This window comes from Arthrobacter sp. MA-N2 (genome assembly GCF_000517125.1).
Classification (GTDB): Bacteria; Actinomycetota; Actinomycetes; order Actinomycetales; family Micrococcaceae; genus Arthrobacter; species Arthrobacter methylotrophus.
Genome location: NZ_KI912155.1, coordinates 3,030,856 through 3,054,937 on the forward strand (window position 1 = coordinate 3,030,856; position 24,082 = coordinate 3,054,937).

The window sequence follows — 24,082 nt, forward strand, 5'->3', positions numbered from 1 at the left end:
ACTGGAGGCCACTCCAGTGGGCTCTCCCCAAAGCGGATGCAATCGCTGCTAGCCGCGAAGCGCCAAATCTCAGCTGCGATCGTGATGCGGCAGTGTCAGCTTTTGGTGCCGAGTTGGCGTCGCAGGGAAAGGAGTTCGCCGTGAGCGGCTCCCAATGCCTTCTGGAGTTCGGCGACTTCTTCTCGATGCTTACGACGGAGTTCGGCAATTTGTTGGCTGAGCCGCCGTACCAGGGTGCTGCTGGCGGCAGCTGTATCCGGGTCGAGTTCGGCACTGTCAGCGCGGACAGGAGTGCGGGTGCGGCGGAGTGCTTCGACTTGAGAACGAAGCTCGGGATGACGGTAGATGAAGTCAGTTGACACACCAGCTGCGTTGGCAATCCCGGTGAATGTTACGGGCTTGCTGTTCTTTCGGGCGCCGCGTAGTGCGGAGTGGACGGCCTTCTCGGCTGTTTCCCGGCGACGCCGGGTTGCCTCGGCTAGCGCCTGGATGTTGCGTTTCATGCTGTTTCTTCCTTTTCTTCTCGCGTAAGCCGCTGTTGGGGTGCTCCGGCCCCGCGCAAAGGTGTGAAGGTGCCATCCTCCTGGCGAACGCCGTCAATGGCCAAAAGGATGCCGTCGAGAGCGGCCAGTTCTTCTTGTCTTCCTCGCAGCCAGATGTTGTTGCTTGTCATGGCTTCGCCGAACCGTTGGATGTGCGCGGCCTGTCGTTGCTGGACAAGGCTGTGGGTTTCGTCGCGTTGCCGTTCAAGGTCATCGGTGAAACTGGCGTCAGTGACGAACTTTGTGCAGGACAAACACGCGTTTCCTTTGTCGCAGGATTGGCGGGGAGGAAGTGTGCAGTAGCCGTTGGGCAGGATGCGGTCGGTACGTTTATCCAAGGCCAAGGCTTCGAACAGCTCGCCGGGGTCACGTCCGTAGTCCCGGCCATCGGCGGTGACTTTCTTATACCGCAGAAACTCGCTTTCGGCGACCGTGGCGAGTGTCTTGGCATAGTGCATGAACATCGTTGGCGTCTTGTGGCCCATGTATCGCATCGCCACGTGGATCGGCACTCCGGCATTGAGCAGGTTGGTCGCGCGGGTATGCCGGAAAGTGTGGGTTCTGGAAATCCGCACCGGATTGCCCTGCTCGTCTCGCAGGTCAAGGTTGGCTGCGAACTCGCCGAGCCGCCGGTGAACCACCGACATGACGTAATGCCGTTGCCCGTGGCGATTATTATTGCGGCCGAGGAACAAGTACTTTGGGCTCCCACCGGATTGGCCATACTCGGACATGAATTCCAAGGCATAGCGCTGCTGCTCCCGGATCAAATCCACTACTTCTTGATCGACCAGAATGGTGTTGTCGTCGGTCATGATCTTTGTTTGCTGGTAACGCAGCCGGGCGACATGTCCGTTCGGGTCCGGGAAGGGGATTGCTACGAGTGGATCGTAGTCCAGCATGATAATCTCGCTGATCCGCCGCCCAGTCTTGATCAGCAGACCAAGAATGCGGACTAGCTGGTCGTCGGCAAAGCCGCCTTCTGTTGTCGGTGCCGCTAGCAGTGCGCTGTTCTGGGCGATCTTGCTAATGGTTGCGTCGCTCAGCACCAGTTCCGGGGGCGGGGCCTTGGGGCCAGTTGGTTTCTCACCGAATCGGAATAACGCCGCATGTTGCGGCCCCAAACGCAACCAACGGCGCTCACCAAGCCCTTGGGCAGCAGCCTCGCGCTCTTCGAACATGAATCGGTAGAGCTTCCCTAACGCTTGTCAAGCGTTTTTTAGCCGTGGACGACGGGCATGGTGAGTGCCCCGTCACCGTTGTTTCGCGGTGCGGTTTGTCTGGCCGTCGCCTGTCAATGCGGCCATGACGCGGCTGGTGAACGGGGCAAGCGTGCGGGGCGCGCCTGGTCAGCGACGGTGCCGGGACGTTGTTATCGGGTCAGGCGGGCTCGTTTGGCCGTGAGGGTGTGGGACCTGGACTGGGTGCGTTGCTTAGGCGTCACGGTGTACCGGGAAGCGATGAGTTCCTTCGCCGCCCGTTTGGTCAGGGGCCGCCCCTCGAGGTCCCGGAGCTCATACATCTGCCCCGTGGTGAGGGTCTTCCAGGTCCTTTCGGCCAGTTTTCTGGCCACCGCGATGGTGGCCTGGGTGTGGCAGTGTCCGTGTTCGATCATGAGGCGGTAATAGAACGCCGCCAGCTGGGGATCCATGGTCCGGGCGACGCTGGCGGCCTGATAGAACGCAAGACGCAGCGGTGCGGGGCCTTCCTTGTCGATGGCCCGGCGGGCCTGGTGCATGGTCCCCGATGACCAGTTCGAAGGAGTGATGCCGACGTAGTTGGCCGCTTTCTTGGCGCTGTCGAAGGCCGAGCCGTCGCCGAAGTAGGCGCGGATGCAGGCACCCGTGGCCGGGCCGATACCTGGAAGGGACAGGATGAGCGGGTCATCACCGTAAAGCCGTTCCCACCACTGGCGGGCGTGGGAGGTGAACCGCTCCACCCGGACCCGGGACTCGTGCAGGTCCGTCAGGTGCTCGGCGACATCCACCGCCAGTGCGTCCAGGTCCAGGTGGCCTTCCCAGAAATCCGCCCATTGCGGGGCTGCGGTTTTGATGGCGGTGGCGCGGGCGGGGGTGTCGGCGACGTCACGGGTGTGTTCGGCGACCACGGCCGTCAGGGTGGCCGCGCGCGCCGACGCCAGGGAGCGCAGGTCGGGCCAGCGCCCCAGCACGGCCAAGGCTGTTGACTCGGATCCGGCAAACGCGGCCCAGACGTCCGGAAAGGCCCACCGGGCCAAGGACAGCAGCCGCCGCCAGTACCGGTTGCCGTCAATGACAGCTCCCGCCCGGCGGACCACGGCCCGGCGCAGTGCCAGCTGTCCCGGGGCTGCCAGAACCAGGCGGGGCAGGTCGAAAATTTCCCCGGCGTGGGTCAGCACCTCGGAGTCAATGACGTCGGATTTGTTCTTGCCCATGATGGCTCCGCGCAGCCGCGAGGAATGGCGGGCCCCGATCATTTCCATCTGACCGCCGGCGCGTTCGACCGCGAGGGTCAGCGCCAGCCAGGTCATGGACGTCGGTTCCACGACCGCGGTCACCGGTGCCGGAACAGCGGCCAGCCGCTGCGAAAGACGCTCCAGACCTGCCAGGGTCGGGTCGACCGTGAAACGGCTCAGATGCTCGGTTCCGTCATCGAAAAATTCGCGCAATGCGATGTGGTGCCGTGCCGTGATCGCGGCGTCGATACCGGCCACTGCCCGCACAAGGACGGCGGGTTTATCCTGATCCTGCATGATGGTTCTCCTTCTCGCATCGAATACGTGCGATGGGACAAACCCGTCGTTGCCGGTCCACCAGCCAAAGCCACTAAGCGGGCATCCCACCTCGGGAGAACCGTCATGCGCCCCATTCCAGCGCCTGGGGCGATCTCCCGCACACGCCCGCAACTGTTGAGGATGCCCTCGGATACGGGCCTCCCGCGCTTGTGAGTTATCCGGTGCTGACGGAGGAACGCCGGTGCTGCGCACCGCTCCCCTCCTTCACCAATTCCCTCAATCGGGTCTGCTTGGAAGACAGGCCGGGGGCAACGATCTCTTTCGCGAGCCATGACGCCCAGCCGAAAACCGGCACCACCCCGGCCCCTCCCAAGGCCACCGTAAACGACGACCACCCCACCTCAACAGGGGGTACTTAAGGGATACAAGCTGTTCTGGCGCGGTCATCGCAGCACGTCGGTGTACCGCACCCAGCGTATTCCCCTTGTTCGGGCCTGTGCTGGCTTTCTGCTGGTTCAGCCATTGTCGGAAACCTTGAACCCAAGTGCCGAGCTTCCTTTGATCGTTGAGGATATGTGGCCCGTCGAAGCCCTCGAGGTCTAGGTAACGTTGGAACCATACCAACCCGTGCTGACGGGCCTGGACGGTGCTCCAGGTGTAGACCTCGCGCTCCAGCTGGCGCGACAGCCACCATTTCGCGGCTTGTTGCAACCAGGGCGTGGTCAAGTGGCTGAAATAGACCAGGTTACGACGCTTCGGTTCGTGTTCTCGCAAAGGAATCCTTGTATCCAGCTCCGGGTTCCAGACGTTCAGCTCCCACCACTCGCCCTCATGATAGGCGTGCACCAGCAAGTCCAGCGTGCGACCGAGAGCCCGGCCGATATAGATCAGTTGCTGTGCCGCGAGTGGGTCGCCCTGTTGTGATCGGACCTTCTGGATAGCTCGTATCCATTGGTCACGCGACAACTGCAGCAGGCTGACCACATGAGAGTACTGTGATTCACCGATAACGCGGGCGATCTGCCGGGTCATCTTGGACGTGCATTCAGCTTGGATGCGCAGTCCCAACTGGACCTGTCGCTCTATGGACCAGGCGAACTCAGTGACCATACTGCCGGGCAGGTCACGAAAGTCCAGCGCCACGCTTTTTTCCCGCTGCCGGTAGGACGGCTGGTTCTCCAGGATCGCGTCCAACCAATGCGGCGGCATTGTGGCACGTGTGAAATGAGACTCGCGAGCATCCTCCGGCAGCGCGTCGAGCAAGTTGCGATTGATCTGCGGGTTAAAGAGGCCTTGTTGCCCCAGCCTCGGATCTGCCTTCGCGGTGCGTCGGGCCTTGTAGGGTGCAGGCTGGCTCATTCAACGGCCCTCCATCGGTCGGCGAGTGTTTTCCAGTCGGCGGCGGCCCGCATCGCCGCATCCTCCGTGACGTGCGCGTAGGTGGTCATCAGGGTCTGAATATCGCTGTGCCCCAGCCGTCGCTGCACGACATGCTCAGGAACACCGGCCAGCAGCAAGGCAGTGGCGTGGGAATGCCGGAACCAGTGTGGGGTCCACTTGGCTGGCAGCAGTGGGTGACGACGCCTAAAGCCTTTGATCCAGTCGTATATCGTCTCTGGCCAGACGGGATTCCCGAACTCTCCCCGGAACAGGTTAACGAACACCGAATCACTATCAGCAATGTCCAAGCCCAGGTCCACCAACGAAAACAGGTATTCGCCATATAGATTGTCCAAGGCATCGCTGACATATATCCGTCGATATTGCTGGTTTTTCACCCGAAGTCGTCGACGTTGATCTTCCCTCGGCTGTATGTCGATTAACGCCGTGGCGCCGGTTCCCGGCTGCCAATCGCCGTGTTGGAGGAGCAATGCCTCCGCCAGACGCAAACCGGTTTCTTCCAGGAGCGTCCAGAACAACCGCAACCTTAGGTCGCCGACCCACTGCACAGCGACGGGATCGAACTGGGCAGCATCGTCCTTAATGACGCTGATCTGACGTGGTGTCAGAAACGGCGGTGGTGACTTGGGGTCACGCCGCCGCCCGATCACGCGACGGTTTTGGCCGCCCTTGATGTGTCCCAAAAAAGAGGCATACTGGCTGCGAGCCTGCGCCGTTCCGCCGTTGATGTGCATATAGAACTGACGAGCTGCCGGGATGTCCGCGACGATGGCTTGGTAGCGATAGAAGCTCAGCACTGAGGTCAGCGCTAGGTCAACGGTGCTGTATGCCGCCGGCTTGGCCGGCCGCATTTTGACGACAGTCGGATCGGTGCCGCGATTGAGCATACGCTGCTTGAACCTGGCCAGCTCCTGGACGTCGACCCGCTTCCAATCCAGGGAGCGGTCTTCCAGCATCGACCACCACAGCGCTAGTCCCTTCGCGTACGCCCGCACGGTGTTCGGCGAGTACTTTTCCTGCCGCAAGTACTCCAAGTACTCCTCGATCGGCTTTACTACCCGCCAGTGCCGATCCAGCACGACATAAGTGATTTCGCTTCCAAAAATTGCCCGCTGCCGCACGGCCATTTGATCACCTCGATGATCAATCTAGGAGATCAACATCAGGCGGCGCTTCATGTGACTCGGCGTGTCGTCGACGGCGTCAGCGACGTCCTCGAATAACCCCGGATAACTGACGAAGGCTAAGAAATGTTGAGCAGTTTGTCATTCATTAGCGTCGTCAGCGGCTGCTCGCCTGAGCTTCGGATACCATTTGATCCCACTCGAGCTCGGGGGCACAAACTCGGCATCCAATCTCTGGCCGGAGCCCAACCGCGCCGGCGCTACCGGCACCACCAACCCCAAGGATGCGGTGGAGAACACCCTCCACAAGGCGATCTGCAACCACACAGTGAAGCTCGCCGATGCGCAGAACGCGATCGCCGCCAACTGGGCAGGCGCGTTGAAGACCCTCGGCCTCTAAGCCACGGCCCTCCGCTTGATATGTCTAGGCCTTGAGCCGGGTGTGTTCCCACTCATCGAGAAGCTCCGGCATCCGGGTCATGAGGAACCTGTAGAAGGCGCCCATTTCTTTGACCCTGGCCCTCGCCGCTGATCCCTCCCGGAGGCTCGAAGCGGTGGAGTCGGCGAGGTCGGCGAGGCGCTGGTACACGGGGTTCTGCCGTAGGGAGGCGACGTACCATGCGTTGTCGGGGAGAGCGTAGCGGTCGCGCCGGCTGCCGGGTTGCGAAACCCTGTGCACGAAGCCGACGGTCTGCAAGTACCGCACGGCGCCGGAGACGGCGGCCGCGCTCGAGCCCAGTATCTCGGAGAGTTCGGCCGCGGTCAGCCATCCGTCCTCGGAGACGACAAGAGCCATGAGCGCGCGGGCTGGCATTTTGGGGAAGCCCGCGGCCATGAGGACAGCCGCGGAGGTCTCGGCGGCGTCGGGCATACGCTCGATCCCGGAACTTGTCACGCTGTGCCCACCTCCCGGCGGCGCACGGCCGCGAGCGAGAGCGCCGTGAGGACTGCGGCGACGCCAAGCATCCAGAAGCCCCCGCTCCAGTCTGTCCCGCTGCTGGTGGTGACGGGGGTGTGGGTAAACGGCGAGAGGTCCCGGAGCTTCTGGTCAAGGCCGAGCATGCCGCCGTAGACCCCAAGGATGACTCCGACGCCTAGGAGCCCCCACCCGGCGGTCATCGTGGCGCGGGGCCAAACGACAAATACCATGGCGGGCAGTGCGAGGTAGATGAGTGCTGCGGGGAGCTGGTCTGCAGCGGTTTGCCAAACGTCGCCCACTGCGCCCGAGGTGTCTCCGACGGCGACGAGGGAGACCCATGCCCCGAGGGCCGTGAACGCCATGACGAGCACCACCGAGACCGCGCCGAGTCCGAGGAAACTCCCTAGCCAGCGCATCCGGCCCACCGATTCGGCCAAGACGGGCTCGGCCGTTCCGGCCACCTCCTCCTGGCGGAGGCGCAGGACGGCCTGTAGACCGCACGCTGCGGCAAGTATCCCGGCTATCTCGAACAGGGCCGCGACCAGGAGCTGGGTCATGGATGTGCCCTGCGCCTCGATCATGCCGCGGAGCACGGCAGTGATTTGGGGGTTGGAGGTGATCGAGGACTGGATCGCGGAGCCGAGTGAGCCTGTGAGCAGGCCCGTCGTGAGGCCGCCGATGCACCAGCCAATGATCGCTCCCTGTTGTAGGCGCAGCGCGAGCGAGAAGCTCCCGCGCAGCCAGGGCCGTGCGTCGGCGCGTCCGGATCGACCCGCGAGCACGCTCGCGCCGATGTCCCGGTGCGCCATGATCGCTACCACGACGGCGGTGCACGCCGCCCAGAGCACGAGTGGCAAGAGCAACGGCCACCATCGGTTGCCCGTGTAGGCGAAAGTCTGCTGGCCCCAGCCGATGGGGGAGAACCAGCTCGGCCATGCGGCTGTCATGGTCATCCCATCGGGACTGACCTGTCCGGTCGCGTCCCCGAACCCGCGCAACAAGTACGCGAGCATCACAAGGGCCGAGGCGATGCCGTTGGCCCCCCGGGACGTGCTGAAGAACTCGGAGGCCAACAGGCCCACCCCGAGGAAGGCGAAGCCCACGGCACCTGTCGCGAATCCAGCTACGAGCGAGCCGGCCGGGTCAAGCCCTCCGGCCATGAAACCTAGCGCTGTCGCGATGGCCACGAGCACGTTGGCCACGGCGCCGTGAAGGATGGTTGCACCGAGCGGGGCCCATCGCCCGGCGGCCGTCGAGGAAATGAGCTCGGCCCGGCCCGACTCCTCTTCCGCCCGGGTGTGTCGGACGGCCATGAACGTGTTCATGAGTCCGGCAAGGACGGCCAGGAACGCAAAGATCTCGAAGAACGTGAACGAATCGAGCGCCGGACCGCGTGGAAGACCGCGCAGGACCAGAATCGCAGGAGCCGCGGCGGCCAACTGAAGCACCTGCGCGCGTGTCGCGTCGTCGCCGAACGTCTTCGCTATTGCTGCGACGGCGAACAGCGCGAGCACTCCGATCGAGAGGACCCACACAACGATCTGCCAGCGGTCCCGGCGCAACCGCTGTCGGTACAGTATCCACAACGCGCCCATATCAGGCCCCCGTCCGAACAGCACGGTGGCGCCGATGGTGCGTGCCGCCGTCGTCCTCTTCCTGCGCGGCAAGCGGGGCGACCGTGTCGCCGTAGTGGCGTAGGAACAGCTCTTCGAGCGACGGCGGTGCGATGAGCAGGCCTTTGACCCCGAGGGTACCGAGAAGCGGCAGGACCTCGTGGACGCGATCGGAATCGGCGCCGAACTTGACGCGCCCGTCTGCCACGGTGAGGTCGTGGACCTGGGACAGTGTGTCGAGCGCGTGGGTGTCCACACTGTCCTGCGCGAACGAGATTTCCGTACGGGTGAGGTGGCGCAGTGCGTCGAGCGTGCCGCCGTCAACGATCCGGCCGGCGCGGATGATGCTCACGCGGCCGGCGAGCTGCTCGACTTCGGAGAGGATATGGCTGGATAGCAGCACGGTAGCGCCGTTCTCGTCCACGATCCGCCGGATCTCGCGAGTGAAAACAGCCTCCATGAGCGGGTCAAGGCCGCTCGTGGGCTCGTCGAGGAGATACAGCTCGGCATCCATGACGAGGGCGGCGATGAGCGCGACCTTCTGGCGGTTTCCCTTCGAATAGGCACGGCCCTTCTTGCTTGGGTCGAAGTCGAAGAGTTCGCAGAGGTGATCCTTGCGCTCCTTGTAAGTGGCGTGGTCCACGGCGCCGTCGCGGAGTCGGGAAAGGAGGTCGATGGCCTCCCCGCCGGAAAGGTTGGGCCAGAGGCTCACGTCACCCGGAATGCTCGCCACGCGCCGGTGGAGCTCGACGGCGTCCGCCCACGGATGCATGCCCAGAACCGTCGCGCTGCCCGACGACGCGCGGGCCAGCCCGAGAAGGATGCGCAGCGTGGTGGTCTTCCCGGCGCCGTTCGGCCCGAGGAAGCCGTGGATCTCACCTTTGTGGACCTCGAGGTCCAGGCCGTCGAGCGCTCTGACGCGCCCGAAGTTCTTGTGCAAGTCGACAGTGCGGATGACGGTGTCCATGCCGCAAACATACGCAGTTTTCACAAAGTTTTGAAATACCGAAAGACCCTTGTGTTCCTGCGCGGTTCGTGCGTAGGCGTTTTCCGTGTGTTTGGGGCATTCGCACCGCGACGGAACATGGATCCGTCCCCGGCGGGATGCGGCGGCACCTAGTCTTTTTCCAAGCCGATGAGATCCACGACGGGAGTAGAAGCGGCGCCGTTCTGCACCGATTCAAGATTTATCAGAGCTTCGTCCTTGCTGCCGTAAGCCTCGCTTGTGACAATGACCGCCCCGTTGCCGTCCTTGATCCGGAACCTATAGAACCCCGCGTTGTCCGTGTAGACCTCAATGGTGCCCTTCATTCCGGCGTCCTTTGCATTTTCACCCGGCCACACATCTCGTACACATTGCTCGTGGCCGGGTATTTCGGCTCCATTCCAAGACTGCTGTGCCGATATGAAAACGTGTAGTGCCGAAAGTCACCTTCTGATTCCATTCGTTCTGGTCAAGCAGCGCTGCGACCGGGACTTACGCCCCTACCCAGCCCTGCTCACTGGCGATCCAATGAAATGACTTCCTTCAGGAAATAGATCCGGGGTGCCCAGTGAGGGATGCGAAAGGACTAACGAGATGACAAGCACCAGTTCATTCGTGATTGTGCTCGGCTATGACGGTTCTACACATTCCCAGAAGGCACTGAAGTGGGCCTTGGACGAGGCCGGCCGGCGCAACGGCCAGCTCCGCCTGATCACGGCATGGAGCAAGCCGCCGATGTCTTGGTATCCGGCAGTACTGGAAACGGCCGCTGGTGAAATCGTGGCCGAGGATTCCCCTGAACGAATCGCAGAGACGTCTCAGGCCGAAGCCCTGAAAGCTGCCGCCAGCCACGGCGTAGCGGCAACCGGGCAGGCCGTCCATGCTGATTCAGCGGCGTCGGCCATACTGGACGCCGCTAAGGACGCGGATCTGGTCATCGTCGGGTCCCGCGGGCACGGTGGATTTCCGGGCCTGCACCTGGGCTCGGTCTCGACCCAGGTCATTGACCACGCACCGTGTCCGGTTCTCGTCGTCCGTTGAGCCCATGAAGCAGCGGGGATCCGGACAGGATGGTGATCGTGGTGCACGAATTCCGGGACCGTGTGGATGCCGGACGGAAACTTGGCCAGGCACTGATCCGGTGCGACCATGCCGTGTAGACCACGGCGGCGATCACAGGCCCAATCCCTTTTTCGTCTAACAGTGGAGCGGCAGGGCTGGCTTCGTCGCGGGTACGCCGGTGGGCGAGCTCTGTGATCTGGGGATCGGTGAGGGTGTCGCATGCATCGATGCCGGATGAAAGTGTTTCTCTAGGCCTGCCGGTGATGATCGGTTGCGCGCATCCGCACTGCAACGAGGATTCCTGACAGTCCGGTGAGCGCTGCGACGACGGCGACGGCTGCAGGGATGCCGAAGACGTCCGCGAGGACGCCGGCGAGCAGGGCGCCGACGGCGAATCCGCCGTCGCGCCAGAGCCGGTAGATGCCCACCGAGCGTGCCCGCCATTCGGGGTGTGCGACGTCCCCGATGGCGGCCAGCAGGGTGGGGTAGACCAGCGCGGTTCCGAGGCCCAGGAAGATGGCGGCGGCAAGCCAGATTCCGAAATTAGTTCCGGCTGCGACCATGCTCAGGGCTACGGCCTGGAGGAGCATGCCGCCGACGATCAGCCATTTCCGCCCGTATTTATCCGACATGGCGCCGGTGACGAGTTGCGCGGCTCCCCAGACGGCAGGATAGACGGCGGCGAGGATCCCGATCTTTTCGATGCTCAGTCCCGCTGCGGCGAAAAGGAGCGGGAACAGGCCCCAGGCGAGGCCGTCGTTGAGGTTGTTGACCATGCCGGCCTGGCTGACCGAGGACAGCGATTTGTCCCGGAAGGTGGTGAGGGTGAAGATTTCCCGGTTGCTCAGCTCCGCGTGGGCGCCGACGTGGGCGGACGTGTGGCTGGCGGCCTCGAGCCTGGCATGGCCCCGGGTTTCTTTCACCGCGAAGACCGAGAGCCCAAGGCCGAGCGCGATGTAGGCCGCACCGAGCAGGAACGGTACGGGCCGCAGCCCGTAGCTGGCGGCGATGTAGCCGGTGGCCAGCGCGGTGCCGGCGACGCCGAGGTAGCCGGCGGCCTCGTTCAGCCCCATGGCCAGGCCGCGCCGGGACGGGCCGACGAGGTCCATTTTCATGACCACGGTGGTGGACCAGGTGAGGCCCTGACTGATACCGAGGATGACGTTGGCGGCGACGATCCAGCCCCAGGAAGGGCCGAAGATCAGCAGCAGCGGCACGGGGATAGCGATGAGCCAACCGGTCACGAGGACGGGTTTGCGGCCGTAGCGGTCCGAGAAGGTACCGGCGAAGTAGTTGGTGCCGGCTTTGGCGAGTCCGAAGGCCAGGATGTAGGTCAGGGCGGACGTGTAAAGGTCCAGGTGGAAGACCTGGTCCGCCAACAGGGGCAGGACGGTGCGTTCCTGGCCGAGGGTGCCGCCGACTAGGGCGTTGACGGCGACCAGAAGCATGAACTGGGCCAGGTTCTGGCGCAGGCCCAGGGTGAGCGCGGGCCGCGCGTCCGTGCCGGTCTTTCCCGGGGTGTCGTGACCGCTCATTTGGCAGCCTCCAGGCCCGTGCCGGTTTCAAGGGCGCGGGTAGAGGCTGACGCCCAGTCGGCCGGTCCGCCGTTGAAGACCGTGATGCCGGTGCGGCCGGATGCGGCGAGGATGCTCGCCCCGCCCATCGCGCGTTCCCCATGCCCGCACATCACGACGACCGGGCCCTCTGGTGCACCGGCGAGATGGTCCGCGAGGTAGCCGAGTTCGATGTTCACGGCACCGGGGACATGACCTGCCTCGTACTCGCCGGCCTGGCGGATGTCGAGCACGGCGGCTCCGGCCTGCAGCCGGTCCATCATTTGCCCGGACCCGATCAGGGATACGGCGTCGGCTCCGGCGTGTTCCTGCGTCCAGGCGCAGTAGCCCCCGTCCAGTTCCCCGGCGAGGGTGTCGAAGCCGACCTTGGCCGCGGCTGTGGCGATGTCGGCGGGGTCCTGTTCCGTGCCGCGGACGATAACGACCGGCCGGTCCGGGGTGGCGAGCCAGCCGAGCCAGGTGGCGAAGACCGGGCGGAACGGGATCGAGAGTGCACCGGGGATGTGCCCGGCGGCGTAGTCTGCGGGCTGGCGGGCATCGATGACCTGCGCACCGTCTGCGATGAGCTCCTCGACGGAGTCTGCGGACAGCGAGGTGAGACGGGGCTGTTCGCGCAGGACGGCCGGACCGCGCTTGTTGATCTCGCCCAGGCGGAGGAAATACTCGGGGAAGGTTCCGAGGGTGCCCAGGAGCGCGTCGACGAAGGCATCCTCGCCGTCGACTTGCAGCAGCGGGTTGGTGGCCCGTTCGGCGCCGATGGTGGTGACCCGCTCACCGCTGCCGCCGGCGGAGCAGAAGGAGCCGGCTCCGTGGGTGGGCCAGACCGGGGTGGAGTCGGGGAATTCCATTAGGCGCTGCAGGGACCGGTACTGTGCCCGGGCCAGGGGCACTGTCATGTCCGGGGTGACCAGGTCGGTGCGCCCGGCGGTGCCGACCATCAGCGAACCTCCGGTGAAGATCCCGGACAGATCCCCGTCCTCAAACAGGACATAGGACAGGTGCTCGGGAGAGTGCCCGGGGGTGTGCAGAGCCCGCAGGGTGAAACGGCCCATCTCGACGCTCTGCCCGTCGCTGAGCCCGGTGTGGGCAAAGCCGCGGGGTCCGACCTCGGGGGCCAGCACGGTGGCGCCCTCAATCTCGGCGAGTTCGGCGACACCGGAGATGAAATCGGCGTGCAGGTGGGTCTCCACCGCGAAGGCGATGCTCAAACCGCGCGAGGAGGCCTCGGCGCGCACCTGCCGCAGGTCCCGTTCGGGGTCCATGACGAGGGCGCGGCCCTCGCCAAGGTCCAGCAGATACGTGGAGTTGCCGAGTCCCTCGTCGACGACGGAGATCAGATTCAAGGAGCCCATGTCTTCATGTCCTTCCACACCGGGTCGAATCCGGCGGTAGAGTACTATTCCAGACAAACGTGGAATAGTATTTGTTCCAGTATTACATGGATCTTTGGAGGAGCAAGTGGGAGACAAAGTCAGGAAATCGGAACTCTTCGAGGAGTTCGCCCGGGTGGGCAAGGCCCTGGCCAACGGCAAGCGCCTGGAGCTGCTGGACCTACTGGCCCAGGGGGAACGCAGTGTGGAAACCCTCGCCGCCGCCGCCGGGCTGGGGCTCAGCACGGCTTCGGCGCACCTGCAGGCCCTGCGCCAGGCAGGACTGGTGGTCACCCGGCGGGACGGCAACCGGATCTACTATGACCTCGCCGGTCCCGACGTCCTCCGGCTCTACAGCGTGCTCCGTTCCGTCGCGCAGGAGCGCGTGGCGGACGTGGAAGCCAAACGCGTCGCCTACCTGGGACTGGAGGACGCGCGGGTCGAGGACGAGGAAGTCACCCGCGAGGAGCTGCTCGTGCGGGCGGTCGCCGGAACCGTGACAGTCCTGGACGTGCGCCCCGACGAGGAGTATCGCGCCGCCCACATCCCCGGAGCCCTCTCGATCCCGCTCGATCAGCTCCGCGACAGGCTCGCCGAGCTGCCCGGGAACCGGGAGATCGTCGCCTACTGCCGCGGCGCCTATTGCGTCCTGGCCTACGAAGCCGTGGACCTGCTGCGGTCCACCGGCCGAAGGGCTGTACGGCTGCATGAGGGAATGCTCGAATGGCGCCTGGGCAGGCTGCCCGTGGAAGCCGCCGCCTAGCAAGTGGGTGGCAGACCTCTCCCTGACCAAGGACCCTGTTCGGTCGAGCCCCATTAGGCAAAGGTGTAAGCAACGGTGACAAGGATGGAAAGGCGGATCCGGGGATGATGTACGGCTGGCATGGCGGTTGGGGTGTCTGGGGATGGGTGTTGATGGCACTGATGATGCTGATCTTCTGGGGCGGGGTGGTGACCGTGGTGATCCTGCTACTCCGCCGCGGCCGGGGCTCGGAACAACACGGACCCTCCGGCGCTCCCCACGACGCGGCCGAACGGATCCTCAACGAACGATTTGCCCGCGGCGAAATCGACGAAACTGAATTCACCGCCCGCCGCGCCGCCATCAGGCAGAAGCTATGACATCGCGTTCCCGGCGGAGCCAGCTGGTGATTGGAATCCTCACCACGCTGACCCTCACGGCGCTGTCCCTCGCCGCCGTCGCCGTCCTGGTCCTGCCACGTGCCGGCGGCGGCTTCGCCGACAATGCCGGCTGCGCGGCTCCCGGCCTGGCCGGAACCGCCGTGAACGTCACTGCGACCGACATGGGCGGTCCCATGATGGCCGCCCCGGAAGGGCGGGAGGCATGCGCATGACCGCGGACCATGCGACCGTCCCGTGCGGCACCGTGAGTTTCCTGGTAACGAACGCAGGACGCTAAGCAAAACGGCAAGCATCAACCCTGCCAGCTGGTATCAGCAGACATCCGCGCATCAGCGGTGGAGTGTCTGGTGCGATTTGCGGATAGTTGAATCGAGTTTCAGGCCGGGACCATTCTTGGTTCCCGAAGCCGCCCCTAGTTCTTTCGCGGCCTCAGTTAGCAGTTGAGTTCGCTCCCCGAGCGCTGATTGGAAGCTTTGGAGTTGTTCCCTGCAGCGAAGAAGGCTGCTCGTTGGGCGGGTTGGTTAGGGGTCCCGTCGGGTCCAGGACAGTGCCCAGAGCGTGGTGCCAACGAGGACGAATCCGATGAGGAGGGGCAGGGCTTGTAGTGGGTCCAAGGGATTAAGGATGGATGTCGGGGCGTAGAGGGCTGTGGCTGCGTTGATGGGGAGGAAGGGGGCGAGGCCGCGCGCCCATTCCCAGGGCGAGAGTGCAACGAGGCCGGGCAGGACGAGGATCAGTACGAAGGCTGCCGCGATGGAGAACGCGGTGCTTCGCAGGATCCCTCCGATGCACAGTGAGATCAGTGAGATCAGTGTCATTGCGGTGGCGGCGGAGGCCGCGGTTACCAGTATTTTCGTTACCAATGCCGCTGGTTCCGGGAGTGGTCCGTTTCCGGAAAGCATGGCTGTTGCCAGGGGCGCGGACAGGGCTACGCAGGCGAACCCTATAGCCCAGACGACCACGGCCAGTGCAGTGATTTTGGCGCCTATGACCTGCAGGTGCCGGGGGACGACGGTGAGGGTTGATCCGATTTGCCCGGTCGCGTATTCATTGCTGATGCACAACACGGCGACGATCACGGTTAGGAGAATGCCGAAAATGACCGTGGATGTGTAAACACTTGCCAGCAGTTCCAAGTTGGTTGTGGCGTCGGAGCCCATTGCTTTTGCTTTGGAGGGTGCCCCGATGAGGGTCAAGAGGAGACTGACCGGAATGCAGGCCAGCAGAGTGACGAGGTTTGAGCGCACAGAGAGCAGTTTGAGAAGTTCGGACCGGACGCAGCCAACGAAAGTGATCCCGTGGTTTTGGAGGGCTTTGTTCACGGGGGCAACCGTGGTGGTGTGCTGGGTCATCGGTGGCCTTTCGTCGGGTTGATGGCGCTGAACTTGGCTTCTTCGGCGACGAGTTGTTCGTATGCGTCTTCCAGGGAGCGGTCGATGGATCGTAGTTCGTGCAGCGCGATCCCGGCGCCTGCTGCGATGTCCCCAACAGTGGCTCTTTCCAGCCCCAGAATCTGGAGTTGGCCGGTGTCTGTTTGCTGGATTCTCGCGCCGGCGTCTTCGAGCTGAAGCGTGAGAGCGTCCGGTTGCGGGCTGCTGACAAGCACCGTGGCTTCGTGCTGGCCGCCTACGATGTCCGCGATGGCGCCATCTGCCAGGACTTGGCCTTTGCCCATGACGATGATCCGGTCGGCTGTGCGTTCCATCTCGCTCATCAGGTGCGAGGACACAAGGACTGTGCGGCCTTCGTCGGCCAGTTGGCGCAGGAAGGAACGGATCCAGTTGATACCGTCCAGATCAAGTCCATTGATGGGTTCATCGAGTATCAGCACGCGTGGATCGCCGAGCAACGCCCCGGCCAGTCCGAGGCGTTGCTTCATGCCCAAGGAGTATTTCCTTACGGGCATGTTGGCTGCCTTGGCAAGACCGGTCAGTTCCAGTACTTCATCGACCCGGGCAGCCTTAATCCCTTGGGTCAAGGCGATAGCCCGGATATGGTTCCTTGCAGACCGTGCCGGATGAACCCAACCTGCATCAAGAAGCGCGCCGACTTCCCTCAGCGGTGCGGACGTAGAAGCAAAAGAGGTCCCGTTCACACACGCTTTCCCGGACGTCGGGGTGACAAGCCCGAGGATCATTTTCATAATGGTTGATTTTCCAGCCCCGTTGGGGCCCAACAACCCTGTCACCATGCCCGGATGAACCGTAAAGGTAACATCATTGACGACTGGCTGATTGCCGTAGGACTTCGACAAACCTTCAATTTTGATCATTCCCCAAGCCTACGAAGCCGGGAACACGCACCGTTCGATCTTTAGAACTACATTCGGACCCGAGGGCTCAGACCACGGTATGACTTCCTGACAGAATCGGGGTTCGCTGCAGAAACGGAAGAAATCGTACGTTAGTGGTGCCTGGTCCTTGGGGGCTGACTGCTTTAGTCCACTCAGCGGTCCATGCAGGGTCTACCCTGACCGGCCCCTGATTTGTCCCTGAGTGAGGTCTTTTTCGCGCTTCCTGTGCTGGTGTTGAACATAGGATTCGAGGCATGAATGGTCATCTTGCTTATGCACAGATTCTGTCCGGTGCCAATCTTGTGAAAACGTATGGGAGCAGTTATGCGCTGGCCGGAGTGGATGTCGCTATCGCCGCTGGCGAATCCGTGGCGATCATGGGTCCTTCCGGTTCGGGAAAGACGACCCTGCTCCATTGTCTTGCCGGGATCATCGTGCCGGATGCGGGGGTGGTTGAGTTTAAGTCCGTGTCGCGAATGGTCAGGGTCAATGAGCTCACTGAGCGTGATCGTTCACGTCTGCGCCGGGAATCGTTCGGTTTCGTGTTCCAGCAGGGGCTTCTGATTCCTGAGCTCACGGCTTTGGAGAATGTGGCGCTTCCTCTCATGCTGGCGGGGTACCCTCGTGCGGAGGCCGAGGGCTGGGCGATGGTCTGGCTTGCTTCTCTGGGGCTCGATGGGTTCGAGTTGCGGCGGATCGGTCAGCTCTCGGGTGGTCAGGCGCAGCGTGTCGCCATCGCTCGCGCGCAGGTCACCGGGGCGGCCGTGGTTTTCGCTGATGAGCCGACCGGTGCGCTCGACTCGGGGACCGGTGAAGAGGTGATGAGTGCTCTGCTCGCATCGACCGTTGGTCAGGGGCGCACTCTTGTCGTGGTAACGCATGATGACGGCGTCGCGGCACGGTGCTCCCGCGTGATCCGGTTGCGTGACGGCCGTGTCGTCGAGGACACGGCCGCGTCGGTGCGCTCGATCGCGCGTGCAGACGGATATGGCGCCCCGGACGGTCAGCCGGTTCCTCCCGCGCAGCAGCCGCCGTTCCCGGGGAACCTCCCGAACGGGCCAAGAGCATGACCGGCCCGGTGGAGCCTCAGCAGCCGAGGCCCTCAGGTCTTCCGTACCCCAACCAACCGGCGAACCACCAACGGGGCGCGCCTGCACAAGACCCGTCGACGTTCGCGGCCTCCGCCGCACCCCGTTCGAAGCCCGTGGCCCGGTCCCGCTATCGCGCGTCGATCCTGCGGCTGACCTGGATGCTTTCACGCCCGGGGGCTCAGAGCCCAGCAGCCCTTCTCCTGCCCGCCGTCGCTTTCGCCGTCACCACGGCCATCGCGCTCACCGTGCTCGGAGGCGCGATGATGTTCTGGCGGTGGACGAACGAATCCGCGGAGACGTTCCAGTACCTCAGCATCGTCGCCCTCGCCCTCCTGCTCGTACCGTTCGTATCGCTTGGCGGTTCTGCGGCGCGACTGTCCGCCCGCCGCCGAGACGATCGCCTCGCGACGTTGAGGCTGCTTGGCGCGACGCCGGCGGATGTCATGAAGATGACAATCCTTGAATCGACCGGGGTCGCGATCATCGGTGCGGTCGCCGGCGTCGTACTGTATTACGCGATATCGCCCCTGGTCGGTCTGATCCACTTCGGCGGTGCGGGCATCGGAGCCGCCACGCTCTGGATAAACCCGCTCCTCATCATCGCTGTGATCGTAAGCGTTGCCGTCATCGCCGGAGCCAGCGCCGCGATCGGCCTCCGCCAAGTCAACATCTCGCCCCTGGGCGTGCGGACCAAGCAGAGCGCGCCGACCGTGCGCGGGCTGAGGATCATCATCGGTCTCCTCGGCATCGGAGCGGCATTCAGGGCGCTCCAAATCGCGAAGGAGGACCCGAATTTCACCATTTTCGTGCTAGTCATCTGCGGCGCGTTCGCTACCGGCGTCGGCATCCTGAACCTCATCGGACCATGGGCGATCGCCAGAGCCGCCCGGAGAAGCGTCAAACGCGCACGATCAGCCCAGCGTCTGCTCGCCGCACGCAACATCCTGGAATCACCCAAAGGCGCATGGAGACAAGTCAGCGGTGTCGCGATGACCAGCTTCATCGCCGTCGCCGCCGGGTCGCTCATGGCCGTGGCGGCGACCGACGACCCGGAGACAGCGATCATCAACGCCGATATCCGCACAGGCGTCCTGATCGTTCTCTTCACTTCCTTCATCATCACTGCCTGCTCCGTCGGAGTAAATCAGGCCTCCGCCATCTACGATCGCCGGGAACTCTACGTCAGCCTCGACCGGCTCGGAATGCCGCGTGAAGTGATCGAGAACGCCAGAACCCGTGCCGTCATGAGCCCGCTTCTCCTCGTCAGCCTCGGTTCGGCGATCATCGCTGGAATCCTGGTCTTCCCGCTCTTCGGAATCGCCCTGATCACCGCCCCGTTATCAACACTGGTGATCGCGGCGAGCCTCACTACAGGCATCGGGATCGTCCGGCTCGCGTTGATGGCAACCCGCCCGGTCCTGACCACCGTTCTGCACCAGCCTGAACGAATCTGACCACCGACGAAGCCCGGCCTTTCGGTGGAGATGGCGTGCGACGTCGACGGCATAGTCGAGGACATGCAGCCGGACATCCCTGCTGGTGGGCTATCTGGCTGGTGGGCTATCTGCACATGCAAGTTCAGAAACAGAGCGTCATGAACCAAGAGCAACTTGCTATGGACATACAAAGGCTGCGCGACTCCCTGCTGACTAATGATGGCGGCCCGAAGTCGCTCGGTTCGTTCGGGATACCCGCGAATGCCTCCTCTACCAAGGGCACCGCTGGCCAAGGCAAAACACTCGGCATCATCAGCGACGATTGGAATTGGGATTCACATGGATAGAAAAGGAACTACCCTCATGACGGCCGCCGCCACCGCCTTGCTCATGACCGGGGCAACCACGGCTGTCGCCGCCGGACCCACCAGTACGGTTATTACGACGACGGCCTCCGCCTCCCCGGACATCGAAGCACTGATTGCCCGCATGTCGCTGGACGAAAAGATCGGCCAGATGACCTGGACGCACGTGTACGGTTCATCGGCAGATGACATGTCCATGGCGGCCAGCAACCAAGAACGCTACGGAGTAAATACTCCCGCCGAGGTCGTGGAAAAGTACAAGCTGGGCGGCGTCCTTTACTTCGCATGGTCAGGGAACACCAACAATCCCCAGCAGGTTGCGGGCCTCTCCAACGGCCTGCAGCAAAAGGCAGTGGGTGCTGACGGAAACGGCATTCCGCTCGCAGTAACCATTGACCAGGAAGGTGGCCTGGTCGCCCGAATCGGATCACCGGCTACAGTGCTCCCGGGCAACATGGCCCTGGCCGCTACAGGAGACAAGGACCTGGCCCGGGCACAGGGCGAAATCCTGGGTTCCGAGATGCGGGCCATGGGAATCAACGTCGACTTCGCGCCCGTCCTGGACCTCAACTCCAACCCTGACAACCCAGTCATCGGAATCCGTTCCATGGGCGAGAACCCTGCGCTCGTCAGCGAACTCGGTGCTGCCCAGATCGAAGGCATACAGACCCGCAGCGTCGGAGCAGCAGCCAAACACTTCCCCGGCCACGGCGACACCTCCGTTGACTCCCACTACGGACTGCCCATCGTCACCTACGACCGCGCCACCCTCAACAAGCACCTTGAACCATTCAGGGCCGCGATTGATGCGGGCGTGGACATGGTCATGACGGCACACATCATCGTCGAGGCCATCGATCCCGAAATGCCCGGCACGCTGTCGCACAAGGTCCTCACGGGGTTGCTCCGTGATGAGCTGGGATTCAAGGGACTGGTCACCACGGACGCCCTGGACATGGCCGCGATGGCTGCTCAATGGTCGCAGGAAGAGATCGCCGTCAAGGCCATTCAGGCCGGCTCCGACATCCTCCTCAACTCCCCCGACGTCGAGGCCTCGTTCGCTGGGGTGCGTGCCGCCGTCGAGTCGGGCGGGATCACCGAAGCCCGGCTCGACGAGTCCGTTCGACGGATCCTCGAGTGGAAGGTCAAGCGCGGCGTCTTCGAGCAGCCCGTGGCAGCTCTCAGCAATGTGGACAACGTAGTTGGAGCCGCTGAGAACCTCGCCACAGCGAATCTGATCTCCGACCGCGCCGTCACCCTGCTGCGCAACGAGGAGCGGGTATTGCCGCTCGCTCCCGGCAGCTCGGTCCTCATGGTGGGCGCCGGTTCGGGAAACCCGGAAAATGCGGGGCCACTGCTTAAGGAGCAAGGATTCACGGTCACTGAAGACTACGAAAACGGAAGCTCACCCTCCGCTGCCTACCGGACACGAGCGGTAGCCGCCGCGGGCAAGGCAGACGCGGTGGTCTTCACCTCGTACAACGCCACCAGCAACACCGCGCAGCAACAGATGGTGGCAGAACTCGCAGCAACTGGAACACCGGTGGTGGTCATTGCCACACGCAATCCTTACGACATCAGCGCCTTCCCGGGCGCCGACGCCGTACTCAACAGCTATGGCAACAAAAAGGTCAACTTCCACGGTGTTGTGCGGGCGATCGCGGGTGTGGTCAACCCCGGCGGCAAGCTGCCCGTCAAGATCCCCAAATCCGATGGCGACGGCGTTCTCCTACCCTTGGGCTTTGGCCTCCAGTACGATGCCGCGACGCCCGCAGCTGTCACCTTTACCGACCGCTCGGGTCGGGGACAGGACTCATACACCATCCCTGCTGTTCCGGGCGTGCGCTATCTCATTCACGGCAAGGAGATCGCTGCCGGGACGTACAGGAAGGCCGCCGGCACTGTGACTGTCACGGCCTCACCCACGAAGGGGTACGTCTTTACCCACGGAGCCGGCACCGAATGGATCCACACGTTCACCACCGGACTTTCCAACGAGTAGGCGGCCAGCGCGGAGCCGCGCCCCTGGCCGCCAGATACTCCTTCATTGCTGTCGGCTCGGGCCGGGGTCCCTTCCGGACCTTGGCCACCCGGAAGGGACCAATACACGTCCGGCGTTGCCAGTCGCGTCGATAACCCCGATCTTCATGCGTTCTGCATGTCAGAGCCCGCGCCCGCCAAAGTGCACTGGCCGGGCTAGGACCAGATGTATTCTTCGACGATCGCGCCGTCGAGCCACTTCGCGACGGTCACCATCCGGCCTCCGCCGTCGAACTCTCCGATGACACAGGTCCACTCGCCGGAGCCGAACGCGATCGGGTGGGAGGTGATCTGGGGCGGCGTTCCGCCTGCGGATTCGACGTAGGCCTTCATTGCGTCGATGTGTTCCTGAATCCCGTGCGTTGGTGGCTGCCCTTTCCAGTCCACCAGTACATCGTCGGTGTGGTGGTGGGCGAACACGCCATTCCAGTCGGCGTTGTTCCAGCCGTCGAAGTCAAGGTCGTCCATACCCTTGAGGTTGTTGTTGACCTGGTCATCTTGCATGAGTAGCTTCTTTCCTCGTTGGACCAGCATTTCCCCACCTGGCCGGCGGCCGGGCAAGTCTTAGAGAGGTCGGATCGCCTCTGCGTCGATGTCGATCGCGATGTCTTTACCCACGAGCAGACCTCCGGCTTCTTTGAGGAGTTCGAAGGTGAGCCCGAAATCGCGTCGGGTGATGGAAGCGTGGGCGTGGAATGCGATGCGGATGTTGCCGGATGCGTCGGTCACGGCGCCTCCGAAACGGACGGTGAGTTCGACCGGGCGCGTCACGCCGTGCAGCGTCAAGTCTCCCTTTATCCGCCATACCCCGGCGGTCGACTCCGAGGCCGCCGTGCTGCGGTAGGTCATGGTCGGATAGCGCCCGACGTCCAGATAGTTCTCCGAACGCACATCGTCGTCGCGCACCGGGTTCAGTGTAGTGACCGATGCGGTCTCGATACTGACCTCGACGCTGGACTCAGCCAGGTTATCGGCTACGACGATCCTGCCCTGCACCGCCTCGAATCGGCCCCGGACGCGTCCGACCACGAGGTGCTGGGCACTGAAAGCGACGAAGGTGTGCACAGGGTCGAGTTCAAATGTGCCCACGGGAGGGGCGAGAACGTGGTTCACAATGCGGCTGTGGTCACCGCCCGTCCGATCATTCATGCGCAACTCTCCAGAGTATTGGTCAACCAGCAGTGAATGAGACAAGTTCGTCAGGCTAGACGCTACCCCGCTCCATACGCATGCGAAAGAGGGCGGAAGGCATTGCCCCTTTCGCTCCATACCCTACGCGTGGTACCACATCTATATGTCCGAATATGATGCGTTCACCGGGCTCCCGATTAAAGTCAGCGACGCGCGAACTCGGCGGTGGGCGGCGATATTGGTCAGGGCTGTCTTTGCGATCCTGGTGGTCGGTGTTGTCCTGTCGGCGATCCTCTGGGCAGCCATCAGTAGCGACATGGGCGCATTGATCCTGTCCGCCACGTTCGCAGCCTGCGCCGGCCTGCTGGTCATTCGGCAGGCACTTCTGGCAGAACGGAGGTAGCGCATGCTCGAGCAGGGCATCACCTACAACACGACCATGGCGATGGTCGCCGGTGCCATCATGCTGCTATTGCTCGTCTTCCTGCGAGTGGTCCAGCAGCCTGGGCGCAAAACGATCGACGGATGGGCCTGGATGTTTGCAGCCCTCGGGTTGTTTTTGGCCGTCACCGGAACTCACATGACCCTCACGTGGCCACTGAAACAGATTCCCGTTGCCGGAGTTCCTTGCTGCGCGGTCGACAACCTCACCTTCGGTGAACCCGCCATGTTTTTTGGCTTTCTGGTGTTCTTCGGGGCCATGGCGTTGATGCGCGCCGAGAGAACCGCCGTCGCCCGCGGGGTGGAGCTCGAGCTCGTGGCAACCGTCCGGCCGTTCCTGTACGCGGGTGCCTTTGGCGGCATCGGGCTCATCATGATCGCCGTCGCCGGACTCGAGTTCGGGATGTGGCATCCACCTAAGGAGGAACCGATTGCCGGGATGCTGGCGGGCTCCATCCTGGAAGCGCTCTACATGGCGTTCGCCTACGCCATCACTGGCGTCGCCGCGATCACTGCCGCGTTCGCTCCCGAGAATCGCCTGGTGGCCAGGGTCTTCGCCGTGTCGCTGTTCATCGCAGGAATGATGTGGCTGTTCCTCAGCATCACCGTCTTTTACGGACATGTCGGTTTCTTCCCGCACTAAGCCCTAATCCACGGATCTGCCTGGGCGATGACCTGGAGGGCACCCGCCCGTTTGGACGCGCTCGAGGGGGAGAGGGCATCGGTGATCCGCCGCTTGGCGCCGCGGCCTGAGTTCGCCACACCCTTGCGAACCAGCCGTTGGACGCCGATGACCGGGGCGGTGTCCTTGGTGGAGACCGGGGCACATTTACACAGCT

General features: G+C 63.5%; 25 protein-coding genes and 1 pseudogene. 10 read left to right on the top strand and 16 right to left on the bottom strand.

The features are described 5' to 3' along the window. Nucleotides 1-95 precede the first annotated feature (95 nt). The 5 genes from A3M3_RS25345 to A3M3_RS0114880 all read right to left on the bottom strand — a co-directional run bounded on the left by A3M3_RS25345 (nt 96) and on the right by A3M3_RS0114880 (nt 5,783). Nucleotides 96-503 carry a DUF6262 family protein gene (locus A3M3_RS25345; RefSeq protein WP_035742977.1) on the bottom strand — a complete coding sequence of 136 codons (408 nt, stop codon included), beginning with the start codon at nt 501-503 and terminating at the stop codon, nt 96-98. Further along, on the bottom strand, nt 500-1,723 hold the full coding sequence (locus A3M3_RS25350) for a tyrosine-type recombinase/integrase (RefSeq protein ID WP_051423208.1): 1,224 nt from the start codon (nt 1,721-1,723) through the stop codon (nt 500-502). The genes A3M3_RS25345 and A3M3_RS25350 overlap by 4 nt, the downstream gene beginning before the upstream one ends. Nucleotides 1,724-1,914: 191 nt before the next feature. Beyond that, nucleotides 1,915-3,273 carry an IS110 family transposase gene (locus A3M3_RS27545; protein ID WP_081736821.1) on the bottom strand — a complete coding sequence of 453 codons (1,359 nt, stop codon included), beginning with the start codon at nt 3,271-3,273 and terminating at the stop codon, nt 1,915-1,917. Between the two features lie 258 nt (nt 3,274-3,531). Further along, a complete protein-coding gene (locus A3M3_RS0114875; RefSeq protein WP_028266984.1) occupies nt 3,532-4,614 on the bottom strand; it encodes a hypothetical protein in 1,083 nt (360 codons plus the stop codon). Next, complete coding sequence (locus A3M3_RS0114880; RefSeq protein WP_028266985.1) at nt 4,611-5,783, bottom strand: tyrosine-type recombinase/integrase; 1,173 nt, start codon at nt 5,781-5,783, stop codon at nt 4,611-4,613. The genes A3M3_RS0114875 and A3M3_RS0114880 overlap by 4 nt, the downstream gene beginning before the upstream one ends. 187 nt (nt 5,784-5,970) lie before the next feature. Between A3M3_RS0114880 and A3M3_RS0114885 the strand changes: the two genes are divergently transcribed. Next, nucleotides 5,971-6,180 carry a hypothetical protein gene (locus A3M3_RS0114885; protein ID WP_028266986.1) on the top strand — a complete coding sequence of 70 codons (210 nt, stop codon included), beginning with the start codon at nt 5,971-5,973 and terminating at the stop codon, nt 6,178-6,180. A gap of 24 nt (nt 6,181-6,204) precedes the next feature. On the opposite strand, the gene A3M3_RS0114890 is transcribed toward A3M3_RS0114885, so the two are convergent. The 4 genes from A3M3_RS0114890 to A3M3_RS0114905 all read right to left on the bottom strand — a co-directional run bounded on the left by A3M3_RS0114890 (nt 6,205) and on the right by A3M3_RS0114905 (nt 9,623). Beyond that, a complete protein-coding gene (locus A3M3_RS0114890; RefSeq protein ID WP_028266987.1) occupies nt 6,205-6,675 on the bottom strand; it encodes a GbsR/MarR family transcriptional regulator in 471 nt (156 codons plus the stop codon). Next, nucleotides 6,672-8,366 (bottom strand): ABC transporter permease, encoded by a 1,695-nt coding sequence (locus A3M3_RS0114895; protein WP_231497272.1) that lies wholly within the window; start codon nt 8,364-8,366, stop codon nt 6,672-6,674. Before A3M3_RS0114895 ends, A3M3_RS0114890 begins: the two co-directional genes overlap by 4 nt. Further along, nucleotides 8,296-9,279, bottom strand: a complete 984-nt coding sequence (locus A3M3_RS0114900) for an ABC transporter ATP-binding protein (RefSeq protein WP_028266989.1) — start codon at nt 9,277-9,279, stop codon at nt 8,296-8,298. The genes A3M3_RS0114895 and A3M3_RS0114900 overlap by 71 nt, the downstream gene beginning before the upstream one ends. Before the next feature lie 149 nt (nt 9,280-9,428). Next, nucleotides 9,429-9,623, bottom strand: a complete 195-nt coding sequence (locus A3M3_RS0114905; RefSeq protein WP_028266990.1) for a YegP family protein — start codon at nt 9,621-9,623, stop codon at nt 9,429-9,431. A 268-nt stretch (nt 9,624-9,891) separates the two neighbouring features. Between A3M3_RS0114905 and A3M3_RS0114910 the strand changes: the two genes are divergently transcribed. Further along, nucleotides 9,892-10,338 carry a universal stress protein gene (locus A3M3_RS0114910; RefSeq protein ID WP_028266991.1) on the top strand — a complete coding sequence of 149 codons (447 nt, stop codon included), beginning with the start codon at nt 9,892-9,894 and terminating at the stop codon, nt 10,336-10,338. 100 nt (nt 10,339-10,438) lie between these two features. Here the strand turns inward: A3M3_RS0114910 and A3M3_RS29565 are convergent. The 3 genes and pseudogenes from A3M3_RS29565 to A3M3_RS0114925 all read right to left on the bottom strand — a co-directional run. Continuing rightward, nucleotides 10,439-10,558 (bottom strand): annotated as a pseudogene (locus tag A3M3_RS29565) (IS110 family transposase); the annotation flags it as partial. A gap of 49 nt (nt 10,559-10,607) precedes the next feature. Then, nucleotides 10,608-11,894: an MFS transporter gene (locus A3M3_RS0114920; protein ID WP_035741843.1), complete on the bottom strand. Its 1,287-nt coding sequence runs from the start codon at nt 11,892-11,894 to the stop codon at nt 10,608-10,610. Beyond that, complete coding sequence (locus A3M3_RS0114925) at nt 11,891-13,285, bottom strand: MBL fold metallo-hydrolase (protein ID WP_028266993.1); 1,395 nt, start codon at nt 13,283-13,285, stop codon at nt 11,891-11,893. Before A3M3_RS0114925 ends, A3M3_RS0114920 begins: the two co-directional genes overlap by 4 nt. A gap of 106 nt (nt 13,286-13,391) precedes the next feature. Here A3M3_RS0114925 and A3M3_RS0114930 point away from each other — a divergent pair, with 106 nt between their 5' ends. From A3M3_RS0114930 to A3M3_RS0114940, 3 genes are all read left to right on the top strand, one after another. Next, a complete protein-coding gene (locus A3M3_RS0114930; RefSeq protein WP_028266994.1) occupies nt 13,392-14,066 on the top strand; it encodes an ArsR/SmtB family transcription factor in 675 nt (224 codons plus the stop codon). Between the two features lie 104 nt (nt 14,067-14,170). Next, a complete protein-coding gene (locus A3M3_RS0114935) occupies nt 14,171-14,425 on the top strand; it encodes an SHOCT domain-containing protein (protein ID WP_028266995.1) in 255 nt (84 codons plus the stop codon). Next, entirely contained in the window at nt 14,422-14,658 is a 237-nt protein-coding gene (locus A3M3_RS0114940) for a hypothetical protein (protein WP_028266996.1), read from the top strand. The genes A3M3_RS0114935 and A3M3_RS0114940 overlap by 4 nt, the downstream gene beginning before the upstream one ends. Before the next feature lie 309 nt (nt 14,659-14,967). Here the strand turns inward: A3M3_RS0114940 and A3M3_RS0114945 are convergent, their stop codons facing one another. Both A3M3_RS0114945 and A3M3_RS0114950 read right to left on the bottom strand, forming a co-directional pair. Further along, the gene (locus A3M3_RS0114945; RefSeq protein WP_028266997.1) at nt 14,968-15,798 is read right to left on the bottom strand and encodes an ABC transporter permease; all 831 of its coding nucleotides are present in this window, start codon (nt 15,796-15,798) and stop codon (nt 14,968-14,970) included. Next, the gene (locus A3M3_RS0114950) at nt 15,795-16,718 is read right to left on the bottom strand and encodes an ABC transporter ATP-binding protein (protein WP_028266998.1); all 924 of its coding nucleotides are present in this window, start codon (nt 16,716-16,718) and stop codon (nt 15,795-15,797) included. The genes A3M3_RS0114945 and A3M3_RS0114950 overlap by 4 nt, the downstream gene beginning before the upstream one ends. A gap of 275 nt (nt 16,719-16,993) precedes the next feature. On the opposite strand from A3M3_RS0114950, the gene A3M3_RS25360 reads away from it, so the two are divergent. The 3 genes from A3M3_RS25360 (at nt 16,994) to A3M3_RS0114970 (ending at nt 21,633) form a co-directional block, all read left to right on the top strand. Further along, a complete protein-coding gene (locus tag A3M3_RS25360) occupies nt 16,994-17,809 on the top strand; it encodes an ABC transporter ATP-binding protein (RefSeq protein ID WP_081736822.1) in 816 nt (271 codons plus the stop codon). 179 nt (nt 17,810-17,988) lie between these two features. Further along, nucleotides 17,989-19,284, top strand: a complete 1,296-nt coding sequence (locus A3M3_RS0114960) for an FtsX-like permease family protein (RefSeq protein WP_035742993.1) — start codon at nt 17,989-17,991, stop codon at nt 19,282-19,284. A gap of 345 nt (nt 19,285-19,629) precedes the next feature. Beyond that, a complete protein-coding gene (locus A3M3_RS0114970; RefSeq protein WP_231497273.1) occupies nt 19,630-21,633 on the top strand; it encodes a glycoside hydrolase family 3 protein in 2,004 nt (667 codons plus the stop codon). A 194-nt stretch (nt 21,634-21,827) separates the two neighbouring features. Here A3M3_RS0114970 and A3M3_RS0114975 read toward each other — a convergent pair whose 3' ends face one another. Next, a complete protein-coding gene (locus A3M3_RS0114975; protein WP_028267002.1) occupies nt 21,828-22,175 on the bottom strand; it encodes a hypothetical protein in 348 nt (115 codons plus the stop codon). 60 nt (nt 22,176-22,235) lie between these two features. Beyond that, nucleotides 22,236-22,820: a YceI family protein gene (locus tag A3M3_RS0114980; protein WP_051423209.1), complete on the bottom strand. Its 585-nt coding sequence runs from the start codon at nt 22,818-22,820 to the stop codon at nt 22,236-22,238. A 145-nt stretch (nt 22,821-22,965) separates the two neighbouring features. Here A3M3_RS0114980 and A3M3_RS0114985 point away from each other — a divergent pair, with 145 nt between their 5' ends. Further along, a complete protein-coding gene (locus tag A3M3_RS0114985; protein WP_028267004.1) occupies nt 22,966-23,205 on the top strand; it encodes a hypothetical protein in 240 nt (79 codons plus the stop codon). A gap of 3 nt (nt 23,206-23,208) precedes the next feature. After that, nucleotides 23,209-23,886: a DUF981 family protein gene (locus tag A3M3_RS0114990; RefSeq protein WP_028267005.1), complete on the top strand. Its 678-nt coding sequence runs from the start codon at nt 23,209-23,211 to the stop codon at nt 23,884-23,886. The last annotated feature ends 196 nt before the right edge of the window (nt 23,887-24,082 follow it).